We start from the raw sequence: 22,295 nt of genomic DNA on the forward strand, positions 1-22,295 counted from the left end.
CTAAATTTTAAAAATTCAAAAAAATACTTTCGCCTCATTCTTACATCTGCTTCATTTCTTCTCATAAAAAACGTGCAAACTCTGATAATCAGAATCTGCACGTTAAAGAGAGATTGGCTTTTAGTTTAAAACTGTATTAATTAGAAATCCACGGATTTCTGCGTTTCTTAGAACTCTCTGTACGACCACCTGCACTTGAACGCTGAGATTTCACAACCGTTTTGGTCTTCTTGCTGCTATTTTGACTTGAGGTCTTTGCTTTTGCTGCCGTTTCCTTCGTTGCATTCCCCTTACTCTTGAGCGAACTACCAGAGCTAGATTCCTCACTCACTGTTCTAGCAACTTCGGGAGTGTCCTGTACAAACGTTTCAGGATCTTGGATTTCCGGAACCCGATTATGCTGCGAATAATTACCTATACCAGGATACTGCGGATTAGACGGAATACTCGACATTATCGGCCCGCCAAAAGCTCCAAGAGGAGAATCTGGGACTATTCCCTGATTAGGTGTTCCTGCTCCATAAGCAGAGAATGCATTTGGGTTTCCATATGCAGGATAGGTATTATATGAGGGCATTTCATATGAATAGGGTTGAACATGCATTCCCCCGCACCCACAAGTAGTTGGCCAAGGAAGGTTCGATGACATCCCATACATCGGGTTCATCCCCGAAGCATTAGCCTCCATATTGTTAGGTGCAGCATTTGGATTCCATTGTTCCGGACTCACATTAGGCGCAGCATTTGGATTCCATTGTTCCGGACTCATATTAGGCCAAGCATTTGGATTCCATTGCTCCGGACTTACATTAGACGCAGCATTCGGATTCCATTGTTCCGGATTCACGTTAGGAGCAGCATTCGGATTCCATTGTTCCGGACTCACGTTAGGCGCAGCGTTCGGATTCCATTGTTCTGGACTCATATTAGGTGAATACATGTTTTCTGAAAAGTAGTATGGAGACATGCACTCTGGTCCAAATGCCGCTGGCTGAACATAACTTGGTGCCCAGTTCATATTCATATTAGGGTTATTTTGATAAGAATCATAGAGATAAGGATTTCCACCTAGACCTGGATATCCCATACTGTCACAAGAATTCGCCTTTTCCTCTTTGCAAGCCACTGGCTTCATCTCAGCTTTTGACGCCTCATGTTGTGCTACTGGCTCTTGATTTGGTACTGTAATCTGAACAAACAAGCTCTGCATTTCAATTTCTTGCACAGGAGCAACTTCCATTTGCATATTTGGCGCAGGGTTCGGTGCATTAATTGGAGCTATATTTACCGATGGATGTGGTGCTGAATTGGATTCAGGTGCGATTTTTGGCGATGGTTTAGGTGCAGGTTTAGTTTCTGGTTTTGCCTCAGGTTTAGTTTCTGCTTTTGCTTCCGGTTTAGTTTCTGGTTTAACCTCTGGTTTAGTTTCCGGTTTTGGTGCAGGAACCACCTCAGCAACTGGCTGTTCTTTTGGACCCGTATATTCCTTCCCGCCAACTTGTGTTTTCTCAGAAGCATTAGAAGGCATGTAGCCTGGCTGTACGGGGGAAGCGTTTGATGTCTTTTTAGGAATGTTAACTACTTCCCCTAACATCAATACATTCGGATTCTTTAGCTGGGGGTTTGCTTCAACCATATCCTTTAAGGGGATTCCCCACGCCTTAGATAATTTCCATAAGGTATCTCCTTGTTTAACTGTATGCTTGTAGTAAACTTCACTGTTATCCGGTACGGATACAGGAGCCGTAGGTATTTTTACTTTTTCACCAAGTGCCAGCACATTCGGATTACTGATCTGTGGATTAGCTTCAATAATTTTTTGTAACGGCACTCCGTACTTTTGCGATAATGCATACAGACTATCGCCTTGTTTGACAATGTGTATTTTCACGTAGCATTAACCTCCTAAAAGTTTTGTGGAGTATTGCTTTCTTACAGCTACACAGCAAAACTGGCTTTGAAAGCAAACACCCTTTGGATGGAACATTGCTCTCTTACAAAGTTATATGCGGTACAGCCGCCTCCTTCGTTACTACATCTTATGCAGCCCATGGGCGAATGACATCCCTGAAATAAAAAAAATCCTTTCATGAGACATGAAAAGATTTACCAGAGACCTCCGGCCATCTTCTTCATATGCATGAAAGGATATCCAATACCTATTCAACACTCATTACACGACTAGCATGTAAAAGAGCATATTGTACGATTAACTGTTATTCCCAAACCTTGTAGCCATCTTTGTCAACAACATTGCGGAATTCTTCAAGAAGCTTCAACGTTATTGGACCTGCATGTCCTTCTCCGATGATGCGTCCGTCAATTTCACGCGCTGCAATAACCTCTGCTGCCGTTCCAGTGAAGAATACCTCGTCGGCGATGTAAACATCATGCATGCTGAATGGTTCTTCTTTCAGTTTAATACCCAATTTCTCGCATAGCTCGATGATAGCCTGACGTGTGATTCCTTCGAGCGCACCCAGATAGCAAGGTGGAGTGGTGACCACGCCATTTTTGATGATGAAAATATTATCGCCAGATCCTTCAGTAACATATCCTTGAGCGTTCATCATAATCGCTTCATCGGCTTCTGCCAGATTGGACTGAATTTTCACTAGGATATTATTGAGATAGTTAAGTGATTTAATCTTCGGATTCAGTGCATCCGGAATATTACGGCGTTGGGATACAGAAACAGCACGAAGCCCATTAATGTACGCTTGCTCTGGGTAAATAGCTAATTGTTCAACGATAATGATTACGCTGGCTTTAGGGCAACGGCGTGGATCAAGACCCAAGTTACCAGGACCACGGGATACGATCAGTCGAATATAACCGTTACGCATGTCGTTGAGGCGAATCGTTTCAGCCATAGCTTCCAGCATCTCGTCATAAGTGAGCGGAATGTCCAGCATGATCGACTTCGCCGAATCATAAAGTCTGTCCAAATGCTCTTTACATTTAAAAATATTACCGTTGTAGATACGAATACCTTCAAATATGCCGTCTCCATACAAAAAACCGTGATCAAAAACGGATACCTTTGCATTTTCCTTAGTTACGTGTTGTCCATCCAGATAGATCCATTGTTCAGCCATGAATTTACTGCACCTCCGCTTTCTCTTCCTCATAGGTGTATGTGGGATACGAGCCCAGAATCCGTACCTGGCAGCCTAAAGCATTAATCTCTTCAATAGCCCCTGGCAGCAGGACCGATTCTATCGGTTCCAGCACATCAATATAAAAATAATAAGTACCCAGCTTTTTTTTCGTTGGTCGTGATTCAATACGCGATAAATTCAGCTTTCGCCAAGAAAAGGCAGCGAGAACCTGATGCAAAGCACCTGGAAAATCCTCAGGCAGCGTTACTAGGACACTCGTCTTTACACCATTGCTGCTCCGTGGAAGATCTACCTTCTGCGGACCGACAAGGACAAATCTTGTGTAGTTGTTGTTGTGATCTGTAACTTTCCGATCAACAATCTCCAGTCCATGAGTAGCTGCACCAAGCGCAGTACCGATCGCAGCCCAACCCTTTCCAGGATTGTTCTTAACGATTTCAACAGCTTCAGAGGTACTTCCGACCGACTCCAGTTCAGCCCAAGGTGCATGCTTCCGAACAAATTGCATACACTGTGCCATTGCAACAGGATGCGAAAGGATTTTTTTCACTTTAGTGAAATCCTTATTACCGTTCGTATCTCTGAATTCCAGCGGGTGACCGATGAGATTCTGTATCGATGGAAAGATCCATTCCGCCTGCATAGGTAGATCAACTTCATTAATAAGCCAATCAATATGGAGACTAACCGAACCTTCAATAGTATTCTCAATCGGGATAACGCTGTAATCAGTGGCTCCACCATCCGTAGAGAGAAAGACATCGGAAATTAACTTGTGATGCACAATTTTTACAGGCTCACCGTTAAACAAATGCAGCAGCGCTTCGTGAGATACTGAGCCCTGCGGCAATACCGCTATTGATTTCATGACCGTACTTCTCCTTTTATCATATCCAAAAATGATACGTTTTGCATCTCGTTTCTTTTAAGCAGCTCTGATGTAACACCTGAAGTACAAGGCATCAGCCAGCAAGTCTTAGCAGAGATGCCGTGTTCTTGCATCGTATTCTTCAGAAAAGCCTCAAGCTCACTCTTACGAGTCTCACGGCGATCAACTAAACACAGTAGCGTAGGGCCGGCACCGCTAAGTGCGATCCCTAAAGCACCATGTTTAGGTGCTTCCGCGAGCAGCTTCTCCATGCCTGGAATAAGCGCTGCCCGATAAGGTTGATGCAAACGATCCTGCATCGCTCTACTGATCAGGTCAAGCCGACCTGATGCAAACGATGCCGTCATTAAAGAGGTTCTACTGATGTTGTACACAGCATCACTAACTGAGATTTCTGTTGGAAGCACTCCCCGTGCTTTTGTGGTTTCCAGCTCGAATTCAGGAATAACCACGAGAACCTCAAGGTCTTGAGGTGGATCAAGGCGAACGTAATCCGCATGATCACCGTCCCACACTGCGGTAATGATGCCACCAAATAAGGAAGCTCCTACATTGTCAGGATGCTTCTCAAGCTGGGTAGCCATATCAAACAGCTTCGCATCATCGAGCGGAGAGCCGATCATCGTATTAGCTGCGACCATGCCCCCAATGATGGCCGAGGCACTGCTGCCGAGTCCACGCGTAAGCGGAATCTCAGAGTACATCGAAATAGATATTTCAGGCACCGTAACGCCAGCCTCTGCAAATATCATTTGAGCGACCTTATAGAGTAAATTACTCTTATCCCGAGCCACTCCCTTCATCTCGTCACCATATAGATGAAAAACTGTCTCCTCTGCTTCCTCCATCTCAATCCAGGCATACAGCGGCAATGCCATGCCAAGAGTATCGAAGCCCGGACCAAGATTGGCAGTACTAGCAGGTACTTTAACCCTTGCTACTCCATAAGTACTCATAACAGGTGCAATCTCCTTACTCATTGTTTAAATATAGAAAGTATAGTCCATCTACAGTGCTAACCTTCCACACGATAATGACTCTTGATCCGGTGGATGACTTTCAGTTCCTTAAAGTGGCGCAGCACTTTATTCATACTTGCTTTGCTGGCGTTATGGGTAACAATAATAATCTCCGCATCAGGATTATTTGGATTGGCTTGTTGAACTACCGAATCAAGACTCACATCATACTCGGCAAACACCTGAGTAATCTTGGCCAATACACCTGCTTTATCATCAACGTGTAAAAGTAGGAAGTTTTTATAAAAGATATCCTCATCACTCTTAAGCTTCTTCTGCTTATAAGGTACTTTTTGCTTCAATCCATTAACACCCAGCTTGAGGTTCTTAATAATGGCTACCAAGTCAGCTACTATCGAAGTTGCTGTTGGCATTGCACCCGCGCCCGCACCATAGAACATCGTTTCTCCTACCGCTTCACCATAAACATAAACTGCATTGAAGACACCATTTACGGATGCAAGCGGATGACTTGTTCGAATCAAGGTCGGTTGAACACTGATACTAAATTCCTCATCCTGACGTTCAGCGATACCCAGAAGCTTGATTTCATATCCGAGACGCTTCGCAAAAGCAATATCGGCTTTACTCACTTTTGAAATCCCGCTCACACTTACATCATGTAGCTCCACGTTAGTGCGGAAGCCTAAGGTTCCGAGAATCGCCATTTTGCGGGCAGCATCCAGACCTTCAACATCGGAAGTTGGATCGGCCTCTGCATATCCTAGATCCTGCGCTTCTTTTAACACATCATTGTAGGATGCGCCTTCTTGACTCATTTTGGTTAGTATGTAATTAGTTGTTCCATTTACAATTCCAATAATCTTCATGATCTTATCTGAAGAAAAGCCTTCGATAAGCGTCCGAATAATCGGAATGCCACCCGCAACGCTAGCCTCATAAAAGACATCACATTGCTTCTCTTGCGCCTTAGCCAGAATCTCCGAACCGTGCAGCGCCATCAAATCCTTGTTCGCAGTTACGACATGCTTACCGCGGTCCAAAGCTTCAAGAATATATTCCTTTGTTCCATCGACACCACCCATCACTTCAACGATTACATCAATTTCAGGATCACGAATAACATCCCATGGATCTGTTGTTATTTTGGCAGGGTCAACCTCAATATCACGTGGCTTATTGGAATTATTCACCGCTATGCGCTCAATGAGTATTGGAGAGCCTACTTGACTGCTCAAATCCTCTTGATTTCCTTCCACGATACGAACTACACCTGTACCAACTGTTCCCAGACCCAGCAACCCTACTTTAACCGGCTTCATCTGTATCCTCCTAAAAGTTTTACGTATATAACTTCTCTATCCCTGTCCAACGATTAGGGCGCGCTTCACTCCCGGAATATTCTTCAGACTATCAAGCATCTCTCCGAGCTCCTCATTCAAATGTGAGATTTCCACGGAAATCACCACATTCGCTCGTCCTTGTAGCGGAATACTCTGGTGAATCGTCAGCACGTTAGCCCCATGTCCCGCCACAGATCCTAGAACCTTGGAGAGCATCCCAGATTCATGTTCCAAATCCATGGAGATCGTAACAATTCGCTCACGTTCGAGCTGATGGATCAGGTGAATGCCATCCTTGTATTTATAAAAAGCACTTCGGCTTAATCCTACCTGTTCTACACCCTCATGTACGGTCTTCGCATCCCCGGCCTCAAGCAATTGTTTGACCTGCATTGTCTTAAGTACGGCATCAGGTAATATGTCCTCACGGACCAAATAATAGCGTTCTTTCACGAACGTCCTCACCTCAAAGACTTTTGTGTTTTCTTAGTGGACATTATATCGGAAAAGACTTATAAAATGCAATAACTTTATATGTATACTCTGAGGTCGGGGAGTTCGGTGCAGCAAAACCCCCGGATTCCCGGGGGCAGCAGACAATCGTATGTACACTAACTGTATGGAATCGTCGTCCCGCAATAGTCACAGATTTTATCCTGCCCAGGAAGTACTCTACTCTTAGCACCGCAACTCGAACAAACGATGGATTTCGGCAGTTGGACAGGTGGCTTAGGCCTATTCTCCGGTAATGACTGCCGCCCAGATGATGGCTGGTTCTCTGATGCCGCGGAGGGCTGTGCCCGGTCAGGATGCACAAGATTGGGCGGTTGTTTATCTAAGAGCTTAACACGTCCTTCATAATAGACAAGATCAGAAGCAAGTAACCCCCATCTCACCAAATACCGTAGGTCTCTACGTACATCATCTTCACTTTGTTTCGTGATATCAGCTAAATTACCAATATGTCTAACATCATCCACTATGATCAGCATGAGATACTTCTTGCACAGAAAATCAAAGTTTTCTGTTGCGAAGGTAGCCCTCCCTGCAAAGCTGTCCGCCGGAATTATAAAGATCAAGTAGAGGACCACCAGAATGATCAATAAAGTGAACCACTTAAAATCCCCTTTGTAGGTCCCCACGGCGAAGAGGACGGCAAGTTCCATAAAAGCTCCCATACATACATGATAGAGCAATTTGTAGTTAAATGATTTCCGCTCATTCTTATAATGAGTGCTTACAAAACGAAGCATCGCAAGTACAAACCCAAGCGGAGCAAACAAATAGGCAATCGCCATGATGATTCGATCAAACACTGTCCGGTCTCGCTTGTTACGGTAGCGAAGGTTATTCTCAGGAGCACGCACCAGTGCTTGTGCCCGTTTGGAATAAATAAGCTTCGGCGGCATTTTTACAAATGGATTGTCTACACGTCCTTCATAATAAACAATATCTGGAGAAAGTACTCCCTGATCTTTTAAATATTCCAAAACCTCGCGGACGTTCTCTTCACTGAATCCGCGAATATCGGATAGGCTGCCGATATGCCTTATGCCGTCCACAAGAACCAATGCGATATAGTCATTGCAAAGATAGGTGAATCCCTCTCTCCATCCTACGGCCCTAACCGACAATTTGATGGCAGGAATCCTAAACAATGCGTAGATAATCACCAGCCTGATCAAGAGTGCGACATAATCGATTTGACCGAGTAGCTTACTAATAATGAAATAGATCGCCAATTCTACAAAGGCACCCATACACGCATGATAAAACAGGTTAATATTGCTTGCTTTGCGCTGTCTCTTGGAATGTGTAGATAATAACCGAATGGCAGCCAATATAAAGCCAACCGGAGCAAATATATACGCAAACACAATAGTCGTATAATCAAACGCCGTCCGCTCATATTCATGCTTATACACGGGCTTTCCCGATGTCGGCGGCTGTCTGCGTATATCCAATCCACTCATTTTGTCTTTAATCCCCTTATTTATGTAATCCTATATGCGATGCAGCTAATCTGTTGGTTGACGGCATTAACTATACGATATCATTGTTCCACAATAATCACAGCTCTTGGACTGACTAGGCTGAACCGTGTTCTGTGCTCCGCAGCCCGGACAACGAATGGACTTAGGCAGTTGCGGCGAGGACTGAGGTTGAGTATGAACCTGCTGTCCCGAGGCTTGGGCTCCGAAGCCTGATGGCCTTCCAGGATGAACAAGATTAGGTGCTGTCATGGATGGATCTGGCGTCTGGCGCCCCTCCGAAAGGACAATATCAATATCTAGTAATCCTTTATTCTTTAGATACTGGACATCCCTCCGTACATCACTTTCGCTTATACCTATCCGTTCTGCTATACTGCCGACATATCGGATATTTTTATTTTGAATCAGCTCTATATAAGAAGTGTTAAGTTTAGAAAGTGTATATTTAGCTTTTGCTGTCACACTCGCAAGAATAAAAGCCGGAATCAAAAATATGACTGCAAGGAAAATCTGGATCGTTAATAATTCGGAAGTTCCAGTGTTTCCACTCATGGTATCCACAAACATTGCAATAGAGAGCTCAACAAATCCTCCGATAAATACATGCATGAGCAGATTTAGATTGGTGGGCCTCCGGTAATTTTTATAATGGGTCAGCATCAACCGTAACAATGCAAGGACGAGTCCAATGGGCATGAATAAATAAGCTGCCGCTAGAATGACATAATCAAACCCAGTCCGATCTAATTTAATCAGAGGAACCGCTGCACTCCCCGCTGGGTTCGGTGACGGCTCTTGTATGTTCAATCTGTTCATGTAGTTATTTTCCTCCTATTTAAGTGCCGCTAATTCCCGATTTCGCCGCTCTAGAGTAGCTTTAATACTGTCGGCCATTTCGTTGATTTCAGCTTGCCAGTTCTCATGTGGCTCATTTGTCATGAGCAGCAGCTTCACATGATCATGCAACAGGGAGATCTGCTGATGCATGATATCCTCAGTAGCATATAAAGATGAATCTGAAACAGGATCGCTGAACTTAAATTGATCTTGCAACTTATTGAGCATCTTCACAAGCGTTTCAGATTCGGGATCCTTCCAGCTGCTTGCCAGCGCTCTGATCTCGTTTATTTCACTCTGATGCTGCCGAAATGCTTGTAAGGATCTCCGCAGTTGCTGTTCTTCTGTTCCGGCATTCCATCCATAGATCCCGATCACAGCCAGTGTGATTCCACCAATCAAAAGAATCAGCAGTTGCACGGCAGCATACCACAAAGGAGACATCTCCAGCAGCCAATCAAAAACAATAGCTGATACGAATACGACAGCCGCATAGATTCCCGTGATGAATGCACCACTGAGAAGAACGGGTGAGGTTCTCTGAACACTACCTGCACTACGGAGCCAAAAAATACAATAGCCATACACCACACTCTCCGCCAGCAGAACAGCAACTAGCGAAGTCACGAATCGAAACAGGGATTCAGAGAAGCCTAATCCTATAAAGGAGAACACCGTTAGTATTATAGCAGCAACATAAATAATGGTGATGATACGAATATAGCTTTTACCCTTGTTCATTACGTCCTCCTTCAGCCTGCCTTAGTTCCACACTCAGCACAGAATTTCTGTCCAGGCTTCAGCTCATGCCCACAGCCTCCGCATTTAATAACCAAGCTGTCTCCACAATGAGGACAGAATTTTACCCCTGGCGATACCATTTCTCCACATTTGCCACAGGCCTTAGGCATTTCTTTTCCACAAGAGACACAGGAAGAAGCACCCTCAGGATTATCCGCTCCACAGGTTGGACAAGCTCGATAAGGATTACCACAGCCAGGACAGAACTTGGCTCCAGGTTTCAGTTCATGTCCACACTCCAAACAATTGATCTTATTTCCGGACGGCGTACTTTGCTGAATGCTCTCCAGAGCATGCCCACAGCCGCTGCAGAACCTTCCCTCTACAGGATTCATAACCCCACACTTCGAACAGGAGCGTTCTTGACGTACAACTGTTGTCCCTGAATCAAAACTCATCCCTCGGGTCATACGGTTTACCATATCCATAGCCGGACCAGCGAATCCCATTCCAAGCCCAAGTCCCATCCCAGTGTTCATCATACCTACACCAAGATTGCCAGGATTGCCGGCTGCTTTCTCCATCGTGTTAAAGCCCCGCTCTTGCTGGTAATTGAAACCGATAATATCCATTTCTGCTTTTTTAGCTAAAGCTTCCTTTAATCGAATCGTTGCCGGATCATCATCAGGAATATTGATCGAATCAATATAGAAGTTATTCAGCTCAAGACCATTATCCAGAAAAGTCGATGCTAACCGCCCCTGGATATGCTTTGAGATCTCTGCAACATAAGCATTAATCTCCAGAATACTGATTTGCTTATGTACAAGGTAGGATGAGATCAGTTCATTAATATTCGACATAAGCAAGCCGCGGAAATAATTAACCAGTGTATCGTGATCAAACTGAGGAAGCGTTCCAACGAGCTGCAATAAAAATTTACGTGGATTATCGACCTTTACACCAAACTGTCCGAAGGAACGAACAGAAATCATAATTTTATATTTAGGATCTTGGAGTTGTAAAGGTGCGCTTGTTCCCCATTTAACATTCATCGAGTTAGTCTTGTTCACATACCATACTTCTGCTGTAAATGGTGACTTCCCGCCGAAAGGGAGATTAACGATACTAGATAAAATAGGTATATTGGCGGTGCTTAGGGTATGTCTTCCTGCCGAAAAGGAATCAAGCGCCTGTCCTCCTTTGAACAGGATCGCTTCCTGAGATTCATTAACGATTAGCTGAGTCCATGTTCCTAGCTCTTGGTTAGGATATTTCCATGCGAAAATCCCTGGAGGACCGTCGTACTTCACCACTTCTATAATTGCCATCTGCTATTCCTTCTTTCATCATCTATGATATACGAATAACGTATGTGTTCCCGGTTGGGAATAAGTGTATTTCGATATTTATTGTATACGATATATATCGTGTTTTGGGTTCTTTTCTTGAAAAAAAATGCTCTGTACGGAAATAAAAAAAAACGCCACTTGTGTCTTCCTTTACAGGAGAACACAAGTCGCGCTTTGTAATCAGCTAAATATTAATAGTAACTACTACTCTCTACGAACTCGAATTCGAACTCACCAATACGGACAATAGTCCCCTCTACAGCTCCACGTTTACGAAGCTCTGCATCTACACCCATATGCCGCAAAGTCCGGGCGAGCTTTAGAATCGCATCATGTGTGCTAAGCTGCATACGTTTCAACATTTTCTCGATACGAGGGCTGTTGACCACATATGTTTCATTATCACGTGTAATCGTGAATGAGTTATCATCTTCCGCTTCTAGCTTATAAACCTTACGTTCAGTTGTACCTGATACGTCTTCAACTACCGGTGCCACCGGAATACTATCAAGAATATCCGTTGCACGATATAACAGTTCCTGAACACCCTGACGAGTAAGCGAGGAGATTGGCATAATCTCAAGATCCGGACGCACCTCAGCTACGCGTTCTCGGAAAGCGATGAGATTCTCCTCTGACGCTGGCATATCCATTTTATTTGCAGCCACGATCTGAGGACGATCAATTAGAGCCGCATTATATTGCTTCAGCTCGTCATTAATGAGAACCCAATCCTCGAAGGGATCACGCCCCTCTGAACCAGACATATCCACTACGTGAATAATGATCCGTGTACGTTCAACGTGACGTAGGAATTCATGACCAAGCCCTATGCCTTCACTAGCTCCCTCAATTAATCCTGGCAGATCTGCCATTACAAAGCTTCGTCCATCCCCAACATCTACTACTCCTAAGTTCGGTGTAATTGTAGTGAAATGGTATGCGCCAATCTTTGGTTGAGCTGCGGATACGACCGACAGTAGCGTAGATTTGCCTACACTCGGGAAGCCTACAAGTCCCACATCAGCCATAACCTTAAGTTCCATAACAATATACCGCTCTTGACCCTCTTCGCCGTTCTCTGCTAGCTCTGGAGCCTTATTAGCTGCTGTGGCAAAACGAGAATTCCCACGACCCCCACGACCCCCACGGGCAACAACAACTTGCTGACCATGACGAGTCAAATCGGCGATGATCTCTTGTGTATCATCGTCAATTAATATGGTTCCAGGTGGAATCCGCACGATCATATGATCAGCGTTCGCCCCATGCTGACTTCTGTTACGTCCTTTAATCCCTTTGTCCGCTTTAAAATGGCGCTGATAACGGAAATCCATCAGCGTACGCAAGCCCTCATCTACGCGGAAGATAACGTCGCCACCACGGCCACCGTCACCACCTGCTGGACCACCATCCGGTACATACTTTTCCCGACGAAATGCAACGATACCATCCCCGCCGTCTCCGCCCTTAACATAAATCTTAGCTTTATCTACGAACATTAATGTTCACCTTCCTCACATTTCAAGCGGCAACCGCAGTTCTACATAAGCCTTACTAGGCTTAAACTGCTCCGCTTTCATGATTTTTCCTTGTACTATATTATAAATTTGCCCTTTGAGCTGCTCGGGATTGCCATGCTCTCCCTCACCTTCGAAGGAGATAAGAATGTCTCCTCCATCCTGAATAAAGCCAAGACGCAGCTTGCGCGTTTCTCCCTGGGGAGCCAGTCCGTTATATTGATAAGCCCGTACGGTCTGCATAATCACTGAAGTCAGCTCATCTCCTGCTTCCCGGTTTAGCTTGTCCTCCAGCTGCAATCCTTCCTCCACTTGAACTTCCAGTTCCAGACTAGTCCGGTAAGTTCGGAAAGATTGGATAAAAAAGACCAATGAAGGAATGCCCAGCTTAGCGATACGACTATCAAGCGCTATGCGCTCCTTTATTCTTTCCACACACTCCACGGATTTATCAGGTTTTCCAAGCTGAATATATCCGTAAAGAATCTGCAAATCGTTCATCCAATCATGACGATGATGATTCAGTGTCCGAATCGCCGCCTGTTGCAGAGTGTTCTCTTGTATGCGCAGTTCCCGTTCCCAATGACGCTGATTCCAAATGAAACTAAAGGCAACTATTACCGCTACCCAAATTCCAAGCAACAGACACGTCAAAAGGGAGGTATGCCAATACACGAGTCCTAAAGGAAGCATTACGGATAACATGACTGCCCAGATTGCACTTTTCCAGGATTTCATTCTTTCTCCCCGTCCCTCAGTTCGCAAAATTCATGACTTTGTTTAGAATATTACCTCATCAATTACCATTTCCTAGTATAACACAGCAGTTCCCTGTAGTTCACCAGAGATAACCATGAGTATTTTACATATGTTTAAGGATGTTCATGCTTTCTTAAAACTCTGAAGGTATGTTTCTAAAGTGCTCAAAGAGGTTTCACAAACGATTCTGAATATTCTACAAAAAAGCCTCCGGCACTCATGCCGGAGGCTTCTACATGCAAATATGGTTCCGTAAGCTTACGCTTCCAGTGCCGCTGCTACCGGAGCGACATCAACTGGGTATACGCTCACTTTTTTGCGATCGCGGCCCCAACGTTCGAACTTCACTACGCCATCCACCAATGCGAACAACGTATCATCTTTACCGATGCCTACGTTAGTGCCTGGGTGAATTTTTGTTCCGCGTTGACGAACCAAGATGTTACCGCCGGTTACTGCTTGACCGTCAGCACGTTTCACGCCAAGACGTTTGGAATGGGAATCCCGTCCGTTTTTTGTGGAACCTACACCTTTTTTCGATGCGAACAATTGAAGATTCAATTTCAACATGTTGTCAACCTCCTTCTTTAAATATTTACTTGCTCTATTTGAAGATACTTTCCGTATGATTCTGCGATATCATTTAGCATCACGACCATGGATTCAAGCAACAATTGCACCTTCGCGGAAGTATCGAAATCATCAATGGAACTTAATGTTCCACTTAGGAATCCGTTCTTCATGGATGTATCCATGGAGATTCCGGTCAATGTCTCAATCGAATTGACGGTTCCAACCGTTACGGCCGAAACTCCGGCACATACGATATCTTCGCCACGCTTTGCATAACCCGCGTGCCCTTTTACCTCAAAGCCAACGATAGTCCCTAGATCCGAAGATCGTGTAATCCGTACGTTAATCATTCACGCACCTTCTTACGCTTGAATCTTCTCGATAGTTACTTTCGTGTACGGTTGACGATGGCCTTGTTTCTTGTGGTAGTTCTTCTTAGGTTTGTATTTGTAAACTACAACCTTAGCGCCTTTACCATGTTTCTCGACTTTAGCTGTTACAGACGCGCCGCTTACGAGCGGAGTTCCTGCAGTCAGACCACCTTCGTTAGAAACAGCCAATACACGGTCAAAAGTTACACTTGCGCCGTCTTCAGCTTCCAACTTCTCAATGAACAAAACATCGCCCTCTTGGACTTTGTATTGTTTACCGCCAGTTTCGATAATTGCATACATTTTACTTGCACCTCCTCATGTCTCAGACTCGCCTAGTCTAGGTGGCAGATTCCCGTGGGAACTGCACTTATGTACCCGATCGGAGCGGTTACAGCATGTGCAGGACCGAATGAATCAAACACATACTTGAAGATATTATCATACTTATCGCCTATCGTCAACTCATTCCATCCATTCTCCAACTTTCCCAGTCCCTCCGCAGCACTGACAAAGGATAGGTGCGAAGCTGGCTGAATCATGTCTTGCCTTCTTCCGGGTCATCTCGAGGAGTCCAAGTCTTGTCCAACCGAGAATATGTGTTTTGGTTCGATCCCTGCAGATCACCTTCTCCAGCCGTTCAGTAACCATTTTACGATGTATTTCTTCCTCCATGTCAATAAAATCGACAATAATGATTCCGCCCGTATCTCGCAAACGGATCAGACGACCAATTTCCTCAGCCGCAAGCATATTAGTATTCGTCACCGTCTCTTCAAGCGATGCTCCTCCAATGTATTGGGCAGTGTTAACGTCAATAACGGTGAGCGCCTCCGTTTCATCCCAGATCATTGTTGCTCCGCCCTCCAGTGTGATCTTGCGACTGAAGCTTTTGTGCAGCTGTTCCTGAATTCCATACGCTGTAAAAATGGACTCCGATCCATTATATAAACTTACAGGCTTGTACCCATCAGGTGCCATGTCATCCAGAAATGCCGTGGCTTCTTTAACTGCGGCAGGAGAATCTATAATCAACTGATCTCGCTGCGGATTAAATGCATCTCTAATGAAGCGCTGAACAATACTAAGATCACGATGCAACAGTGCCGGAGCTTCTGCAGTTTGCGCCCGACGTGTAATGTTATCCCATTGTGCACGTAAAAATGAAAGATCACCTTCCACCGCTTCATGCGGCTCGTCTTGAGAGACAGTCCGCATAATAAGCCCTTCTTCTTTCATGCGCAGACGTTCGCCGATTCCTTTGAGCCGGCTACGTTCTGCATCGCGACTTATTTTTTTGGATACCCCGACATAATCAGCAAAAGGCATATACACCATCCAGCGACCTGGCAATGTATAATGTGTGGTTACACGGGCCCCCTTACCGCCACTTGGCTCTTTTCTTACTTGTACAACAATATCCTGACCAGGCTGTAAAAGCGTCTCAATAGAAGGCTTCACATCCGGCTGTTTATCCAAATGAGGGTGCAATACATCATCAACATATAAAAAAGCATTCTTCTTCTGTCCGATGTCAACAAAAGCAGCCTGCATACCTGGAAGTACGTTAATCACACGGCCTTTGTAGTAACTTCCGACCAGCCCTTGCTGCTGATCGCGCTCAGCCGCGTACTCCACAAGCCTTCCGTTCTCCAGAAGAGCCATTCGGGTAATGTGCTGCGTGCAGTGAACGATCATCTGTTTCATGGCTTCACCTCTGGTTTCGTTCATTCATTGATTACTTGCTCATTCTCTGCATAAATACACTACATTCCGAAGTAAGTAGATATTAAGCGCTGTTCCGGCACAACAGCAACAACATTTCCTTTGCCGTTTAATACATAGATAAAATGATATTGATTACGTTTAAATAGACGCAATATAGCATCTAAAGGTTTCGCCGATAAGGCAACAATTGGACGAGCCACACTACCTGTCCGCAAATGATACTCGTAGACAGCCTCCCTATTCATCAAAAATGCAACGAATCGGTACGGTAAATTTCGATGATCCGTAAGATTTGAATACAGCAGAAAGGCACCGATCATGACCATATTCAGCCTGAGTCCTCCACCCGCTCCAAGGGGCAGTAGCGCATAAACAATCACAAGAACACTTGCAGCAACACTAATTCGTCCGCTCCACAGCAAAGTATAGTAATAAGGAAGGAATAGACTCACTGTCGCTTGAAGTACTTTGCCTCCGTCAAGTGGGAGAACAGGCACTAGATTAAAGAGTGCAATAATTGCATTGGCATTTATGAAATAGGTTAAAAATTCCTGATTGCCGTAACCTGCCTGCTGAAGCCCAAGAGCCATAACAATCATGATTCCATTTTGCAGCGGACCGGCAAGTGCAATGCCAATCTCACGACTAGCTGTAAGCCGCCCATGATCTTCAATAACCGCAACGCCACCAAACGGAAGAAGCTGAACCGACTTGACGGTAACACCAACCAGAAGGGCAGCCACCACATGTCCTAATTCATGTATGAGGACGATCGTAAATAAAGTCAGCAGCTCCAGAAATTGTCCTGTGAGTACAGAGAACAACATGATGATTACGAACAATGGATGTAGTGACAAATCGATCCCTAAGATCCTAATCAAACGATACCACTTCTGTAGGATCAATATAAGTCTTGTCTTTCATCACGGCAAAAAACAGCGTTGGTGCTGAGGAGCCCTCTTTCTCCAGCATCCAGCCAAGTGAATCTCCGCTTTGAATCCAGTCATCTATCTCCAGCTTGGTGCCGCTTAAATGTCCGTATTCTGCTGTAATTCCTCCAGAATGCTGGACCGCAATTCGAATTCCTCCGTCCAATTCTTTGGATATGGAAAGAACGCGTCCCATGTCTATACTCTTCACCGTCACATTTAAGGTTGAATCGAGTTGAGGCATAATTTCAACACCTTTTAACGTGGATGCAAAAGGCTCCACAATGCTCCCGGCTACCGGAGCGCTAAGCTCATGATGAGCCGCTGCCTTTTGAGCAGGTTCATCTTTATCCCCAAATATCGGTATGAACGCTGGTGCACCGTTAAAATTCTCCTCATACCAGACCCGCACTGCTGTGAAATCCATGTCATTGCTCAAGGCATCACTCACAAAAGCTTGAACTTTATAGGACCATGGCTGGTGAATTGTAAATACTCCCCACACCGCTCCAAACACTAGCACGCTGGCTACGACCCTTCGAATAAAGCCGGAAAAAAAATTAGAACCCCCTCCACCAGGTTCCTCCCAGCCCCCACGTCTCTCTTTCCACATCACCTCTGGATCAGGCTCTATAGAGGATTGCTCATCATTCCCCTTAAATCCCGCTCCCCATTCTCTGAAGCTCGTACTCTTTTCGGGCATAACGAATAACGGAGCTGCCTCCGCTGTTTCTATATCTGGGATTTCTTCCAACAAACTGCGAATACGCTCCTTGCGGCGATTCTTGATATCTGATTTCAGATCCATATTTATCCCTCCGGACGGGCTTGTTTTACTTCCATTTTATGAAGCACGGAAGTCTCTTTAGAACAAGCCCGCCCAAGGCGGAGCACTTAAATCCCTGAAACGGTCAAATATTCTTATTTTCCCCAAAATAAATCCCACCCCTTAGATTTCTCAAGTGGTGGGACCGTTAATGCTTCTATAGTAAGATTGCTTGGCAAGCAAAAACGCATTCGGCGTCCTTATAAGGACGGTAAGCGTTTTAGCGAGAAATATAAGACATAAAGTATTGTGTGAAACTTATCTTTCTTATATTTTGCAAAATTAAGCCATACCGAAAAACTTTTTAAATTTCTTAAATGCGCCCGGCTTCCGATCAAGCTGCATCAATGGTACAGCATCGCCTAAAATTCGACGTGCAATATTGCGATAGGCAATAGCTGCTGACGAATCAGGATTCATAACTGTAGGCTCTCCACTATTTGCGGCTTTAATGACCAGTTCATCATCCGGAACAATTCCGATAAGGTCAATATTCAGCACCTGTAAAATATCCTCAATATCAAGCATATCCCCAGACTTTACAAGACCTGGACGAATACGATTTACCACCAATTTTGGGGATTCCACATGCGACTGTTCAAGCAGTCCGATAATCCGATCCGCATCCCGCACAGCAGCATGCTCTGGTGTGGTAACTACGATCGCTTTATCCGCACCGGCAATCGCATTACGGAAGCCATGCTCAATCCCTGCTGGACAATCAATCAGAATATATTCATATTCCTTCTTCAGTTCGAGAATGATATCTTTTACTTGTTCAGGAGTGACAGACGTTTTATCCTTTGTTTGTGCTGCGGGCAGCATATACAGCTCATCAAAGCGTTTGTCTTTAACGAGTGCTTGATTTAAACGACAACGTCCCTCCGCTACATCCACAAGATCATAAATAATGCGATTCTCAAGCCCCATAACTACATCCAGATTACGCAGTCCAATGTCGGTATCGACGAGACATACTTTTTTACCCTGCAGTGCAAGTGCGGTTCCAATATTGGCTGTTGTGGTTGTTTTGCCAACTCCGCCTTTGCCCGAGGTTACGACTATCGCTTCTCCCATGGAGGCTACACCCCTTTAAACACATTTAAATCCTGACGTACTTTGACTAAATTATGAATTTTATCGATTTGCATAGCTCCGTTCGTTAAATATGCAAATTCCATACTGCTTTCACGGGTTTCCCACTCATCGGGAGGACGACTGATAATATCAGCAATTCTCAGTTGTGTCGGAGACATTAATGAAGCAGCGATAATTGCCTCTTCATTGCCATCTACTCCAGCATGCGCCATACCTCTAAGTGATCCTAGAATATAGATATCGCCTGAACAGGTTATGGTCCCTCCTGGGTTCACATCTCCCAGATATAAAAGATTTCCATCATGGTGCAGCACCTGACCGGAACGAAGAATCCCGCTCATTAGAAACAACGCGTCATTATCCTCACTGCCGGGTACTGGTAGCGCCTCTATGGAACGAATCAGTAGGTTTCCCTGTCCCTTCAGAATCTCCAGCACAGCTTCCTTATCTTCCTCAGTTACGAGACGATTGCCTAGCTTAATGTCCACATGTACAATCGGTCCAGTTAAAATATTTTGATGGCTGTGCTCCAGCTTATAGCGAAGCTCACTCAGAAGATCTTCGAAGGGACATTTGTCGTCTAGCAGGAATATCAGGCCATCCTTGATGCCCTTAATCCTTACATGCTTGGATTTTACTGTCATATGCCTGGCCCCCTATCCTCATTCATTCGTGCCGGGCCTCTTAAATTCCTGCTTTATCAAGAAAGAAATTAGAAGCTCTTTATGCTGCTTCTTCCGTACTCTTCTCTTTCTTGATCAGCTCAAGCTGGCGTCGTAACGGTATGTAGAGGATCAGAGCAATAGCAAAATGAAAGAGCATCGTTGGCAGCATATGATTCAAAATCGCCCAGCTATAAGGCTCCTGATTGAGATTAAATACACTATAAATACCAAATAACACGCTATCCTCTAGCAAGCTTCCGAGCAGAATCACAGTCATCATAAGAGGCAATGGAGCACGCGGGATCTGAAACAGAAGGCCGATTAAGTAAGCCGACAGACCCATCGCAAAGGAATGTGCTCCTAGAATTCTGCCATAAAAAACGACATCATGTATCATTCCGAAGGATAGACCTAATATAAGGGCCGTATGACGATGATGGTATACAGCCACAAACAATAGTACAACGAACACTAGATTCGGAATAATTCGCATCTGCCAAGCATCTGGAATCAGCCAAGGCAGAATGGTTCCCTCCAGAATAAACAAGAGGAACAGTAACAGAACAAGAACAGATCTGCGCATATTCACTATTCAGCACGCTCCTCCGTAAACACAACGATCAGCTGCTTCCAGTCCTGGAATTCTGCTGAAGGCTTAATCACTGCTGTGGAAGTTAATCCAAATTCACCAACCTCAACACTTTCAACCGTACCGATGGTCAAGCCTCGCGGATACAATCCGCCAATACCGGAGGAAACTATAACATCCTTCGGTGCAATCGGATCGCCTGGCGGGATCTTGTTCATCAATAACCTATTTGTCTTAGGATCATAGCTTTCAATCATACCAAAGGTCTTGCCCTCTTTGGAAATAGCAGTTGCCGCAATTGGCGGCTGAGAATTAGGGTCATTCGTATCCATCATAGTCATCAGCTTCACAGTAGAAGTGAAATTGCTGACTTGACTAATAACCCCCACCAAACCATCAACAGAAATCACGGACATATTTGGTCTAACGCCATCTTTGGCGCCTAAATCGATTACAATCGTGCTATTGCTTGGTTCTGTAGTCTGACTAACCACCTGCGCAATATGATATTGATATTTATACAATTCCTCTTGAGCTTTTGTGAACTTCAACTGTTCCTTCAATTGCTCATTTTCTACCTGAATGAAATTGTATTGAGCTTTATCACGCGCATATTGGGCAGCAAGTATCTTCAGCTGCTCATTTTCCTTAGAAAGATCTTTCAGATTTCCGATATCTTCAAACAAGCCCGCTACATATCCAGCGGGCTTGTAGAACATTTTTTGCACGAAACCAGTCGTATCTCTAAGAAAATTCTCCGGCCAGGACAAGGAGCTCCTTGATGCCAAGCTGAAGCCCATCACCACAATGAACAGCACCAGTGTAATCAACAGTATAAACAAACGTTTATTGCTTAAGAGTTTAAACAGTTTCAACACCCTCTAACAACAGTATTTCTCCCATAACAGGGGTTGACTTACACAAGTGGCAATACATAGGCTTATCTCTTAGAGCGAAGACTGGAACTGCTGCGGCTCTTGAACAAATGGATATTTTCAAGCGCCTTTCCTGTTCCAATAGCTACACAATCCAGAGGGTTCTCAGCGACAATAACTGGCATTCCAGTCTCACGAGCAAGGAGCTTGTCCAAGTTACGAAGCAAGGCGCCTCCACCTGTCAAAACAATTCCGCGATCCATAATATCTGCCGCGAGCTCCGGTGGACATTTTTCCAAAGTTACTTTAACAGCTTCAATAATAGAATTCACAGTGTCGGACAAAGCTTCACAGATTTCATCGGAAGTGATTGTAAGCGTCTTTGGCAGACCTGTTACGAGATCGCGTCCGCGAATTTCCATAGTCTCAGCCTTCTCAAGCGGAAGAGCAGAACCCACATCCATTTTAAGCTGTTCCGAAGTACGTTCACCAATCATTAGATTGTATTGACGTTTGATATATTGAATGATCGACTCATCCGCTTCATCACCCGCAACACGTACGGAACGACTAGTAACAATACCGCCAAGTGAAATTACAGCAACTTCTGTTGTACCTCCACCGATATCAACAACCATACTTCCTGTTGGCTCCCATACCGGTAGATCTGCACCGATCGCAGCAGCAAAAGGTTCCTCGATAATGTAAGCTTCACGAGCACCAGCTTGTCTAGTAGCATCTTCTACGGCACGTTGCTCTACAGCAGTAATGCCGGAGGGTACGCAGACCATTACATTAGGGTGACGTTGGAACATGGAACGCTGTTTCTGTGCTTGACGGATAAAATATTTAATCATCGTAGCCGTTGTGTCGAAATCAGCGATAACGCCATCCTTCATCGGACGGATCGCACGAATGTTACCGGGTGTACGACCAATCATCTTTTTAGCGGATTCACCCACGGCTTCAATCGTCTTAGTGTCAGTGTTAATGGCTACAACGGAAGGCTCTCTTACAACGATCCCCTTACCGCGTACATAGACAAGCGTATTCGCTGTCCCCAAGTCAATTCCTAAATCTTTCGTAAAACTACCCAACATGCTA

Annotated in this window: 24 protein-coding genes and 1 other annotated feature; all 24 genes read right to left on the minus strand. The window is 44.8% G+C overall.

Annotation, left to right across the window (positions count from 1 at the left end):
- Positions 1-136: 136 nt before the first annotated feature.
- A complete protein-coding gene (locus R50345_RS31745) occupies positions 137-1,891 on the minus strand; it encodes a LysM peptidoglycan-binding domain-containing protein (RefSeq protein WP_042130544.1) in 1,755 nt (584 codons plus the stop codon).
- A gap of 325 nt (positions 1,892-2,216) precedes the next feature.
- A complete protein-coding gene (gene ilvE / locus R50345_RS23480) occupies positions 2,217-3,098 on the minus strand; it encodes a branched-chain-amino-acid transaminase (protein WP_042130546.1) in 882 nt (293 codons plus the stop codon).
- A 4-nt stretch (positions 3,099-3,102) separates the two neighbouring features.
- Positions 3,103-3,990: a prephenate dehydratase gene (gene pheA, locus R50345_RS23485; protein ID WP_042130547.1), complete on the minus strand. Its 888-nt coding sequence runs from the start codon at positions 3,988-3,990 to the stop codon at positions 3,103-3,105.
- On the minus strand, positions 3,987-4,967 hold the full coding sequence (gene thrB / locus R50345_RS23490) for a homoserine kinase (protein WP_042130549.1): 981 nt from the start codon (positions 4,965-4,967) through the stop codon (positions 3,987-3,989). Before thrB ends, pheA begins: the two co-directional genes overlap by 4 nt.
- 59 nt (positions 4,968-5,026) lie before the next feature.
- The gene (locus tag R50345_RS23495; RefSeq protein ID WP_042130551.1) at positions 5,027-6,313 is read right to left on the minus strand and encodes a homoserine dehydrogenase; all 1,287 of its coding nucleotides are present in this window, start codon (positions 6,311-6,313) and stop codon (positions 5,027-5,029) included.
- Between the two features lie 36 nt (positions 6,314-6,349).
- Positions 6,350-6,787, minus strand: coding sequence for an ACT domain-containing protein (locus R50345_RS23500; protein WP_042130552.1), 438 nt, complete (start codon positions 6,785-6,787; stop codon positions 6,350-6,352).
- Between the two features lie 158 nt (positions 6,788-6,945).
- Positions 6,946-8,307 (minus strand): hypothetical protein, encoded by a 1,362-nt coding sequence (locus tag R50345_RS23505; RefSeq protein ID WP_042130555.1) that lies wholly within the window; start codon positions 8,305-8,307, stop codon positions 6,946-6,948.
- A gap of 66 nt (positions 8,308-8,373) precedes the next feature.
- Positions 8,374-9,144, minus strand: coding sequence for a DeoR family transcriptional regulator (locus R50345_RS23510; RefSeq protein WP_042130556.1), 771 nt, complete (start codon positions 9,142-9,144; stop codon positions 8,374-8,376).
- A gap of 15 nt (positions 9,145-9,159) precedes the next feature.
- Positions 9,160-9,906: a hypothetical protein gene (locus R50345_RS23515; protein WP_042130557.1), complete on the minus strand. Its 747-nt coding sequence runs from the start codon at positions 9,904-9,906 to the stop codon at positions 9,160-9,162.
- Between the two features lie 11 nt (positions 9,907-9,917).
- A complete protein-coding gene (locus R50345_RS23520) occupies positions 9,918-11,237 on the minus strand; it encodes an SPFH domain-containing protein (protein ID WP_042130559.1) in 1,320 nt (439 codons plus the stop codon).
- 212 nt (positions 11,238-11,449) lie between these two features.
- Positions 11,450-12,760: a GTPase ObgE gene (obgE, locus tag R50345_RS23525; protein WP_042130561.1), complete on the minus strand. Its 1,311-nt coding sequence runs from the start codon at positions 12,758-12,760 to the stop codon at positions 11,450-11,452.
- A gap of 15 nt (positions 12,761-12,775) precedes the next feature.
- Positions 12,776-13,516: a Spo0B domain-containing protein gene (locus tag R50345_RS23530; protein WP_042130563.1), complete on the minus strand. Its 741-nt coding sequence runs from the start codon at positions 13,514-13,516 to the stop codon at positions 12,776-12,778.
- A gap of 279 nt (positions 13,517-13,795) precedes the next feature.
- Positions 13,796-14,107 carry a 50S ribosomal protein L27 gene (rpmA, locus tag R50345_RS23535; protein ID WP_042130564.1) on the minus strand — a complete coding sequence of 104 codons (312 nt, stop codon included), beginning with the start codon at positions 14,105-14,107 and terminating at the stop codon, positions 13,796-13,798.
- 17 nt (positions 14,108-14,124) lie between these two features.
- Positions 14,125-14,460: a ribosomal-processing cysteine protease Prp gene (locus R50345_RS23540; RefSeq protein WP_042130565.1), complete on the minus strand. Its 336-nt coding sequence runs from the start codon at positions 14,458-14,460 to the stop codon at positions 14,125-14,127.
- Between the two features lie 12 nt (positions 14,461-14,472).
- Positions 14,473-14,784 carry a 50S ribosomal protein L21 gene (gene rplU / locus R50345_RS23545; RefSeq protein ID WP_042130566.1) on the minus strand — a complete coding sequence of 104 codons (312 nt, stop codon included), beginning with the start codon at positions 14,782-14,784 and terminating at the stop codon, positions 14,473-14,475.
- A gap of 14 nt (positions 14,785-14,798) precedes the next feature.
- Positions 14,799-14,884, minus strand: a sequence feature (ribosomal protein L21 leader region).
- On the minus strand, positions 14,817-14,966 hold the full coding sequence (locus R50345_RS31460; RefSeq protein ID WP_156114857.1) for a hypothetical protein: 150 nt from the start codon (positions 14,964-14,966) through the stop codon (positions 14,817-14,819). Its footprint overlaps the feature before it by 68 nt.
- The gene (locus tag R50345_RS23550) at positions 14,947-16,188 is read right to left on the minus strand and encodes an Rne/Rng family ribonuclease (protein ID WP_042130568.1); all 1,242 of its coding nucleotides are present in this window, start codon (positions 16,186-16,188) and stop codon (positions 14,947-14,949) included. The genes R50345_RS31460 and R50345_RS23550 overlap by 20 nt, the downstream gene beginning before the upstream one ends.
- Positions 16,189-16,247: 59 nt before the next feature.
- On the minus strand, positions 16,248-17,090 hold the full coding sequence (locus R50345_RS23555; protein WP_042130570.1) for a M50 family metallopeptidase: 843 nt from the start codon (positions 17,088-17,090) through the stop codon (positions 16,248-16,250).
- Positions 17,083-17,946: a M23 family metallopeptidase gene (locus tag R50345_RS23560; RefSeq protein WP_042130571.1), complete on the minus strand. Its 864-nt coding sequence runs from the start codon at positions 17,944-17,946 to the stop codon at positions 17,083-17,085. The genes R50345_RS23555 and R50345_RS23560 overlap by 8 nt, the downstream gene beginning before the upstream one ends.
- A 300-nt stretch (positions 17,947-18,246) precedes the next feature.
- Positions 18,247-19,041: a septum site-determining protein MinD gene (minD, locus tag R50345_RS23565; protein WP_042130573.1), complete on the minus strand. Its 795-nt coding sequence runs from the start codon at positions 19,039-19,041 to the stop codon at positions 18,247-18,249.
- A 5-nt stretch (positions 19,042-19,046) separates the two neighbouring features.
- Positions 19,047-19,706 (minus strand): septum site-determining protein MinC, encoded by a 660-nt coding sequence (minC, locus tag R50345_RS23570; protein WP_042130575.1) that lies wholly within the window; start codon positions 19,704-19,706, stop codon positions 19,047-19,049.
- 79 nt (positions 19,707-19,785) lie between these two features.
- Entirely contained in the window at positions 19,786-20,316 is a 531-nt protein-coding gene (mreD, locus tag R50345_RS23575) for a rod shape-determining protein MreD (RefSeq protein ID WP_081389959.1), read from the minus strand.
- Positions 20,316-21,194, minus strand: a complete 879-nt coding sequence (gene mreC, locus R50345_RS23580) for a rod shape-determining protein MreC (RefSeq protein ID WP_042130577.1) — start codon at positions 21,192-21,194, stop codon at positions 20,316-20,318. The genes mreD and mreC overlap by 1 nt, the downstream gene beginning before the upstream one ends.
- A 62-nt stretch (positions 21,195-21,256) precedes the next feature.
- A complete protein-coding gene (locus R50345_RS23585) occupies positions 21,257-22,291 on the minus strand; it encodes a rod shape-determining protein (protein WP_042130579.1) in 1,035 nt (344 codons plus the stop codon).
- Between the last annotated feature and the right edge of the window lie 4 nt (positions 22,292-22,295).

Source organism: Paenibacillus sp. FSL R5-0345 (assembly GCF_000758585.1).
Lineage (GTDB): Bacteria > Bacillota > Bacilli > Paenibacillales > Paenibacillaceae > Paenibacillus_AQ.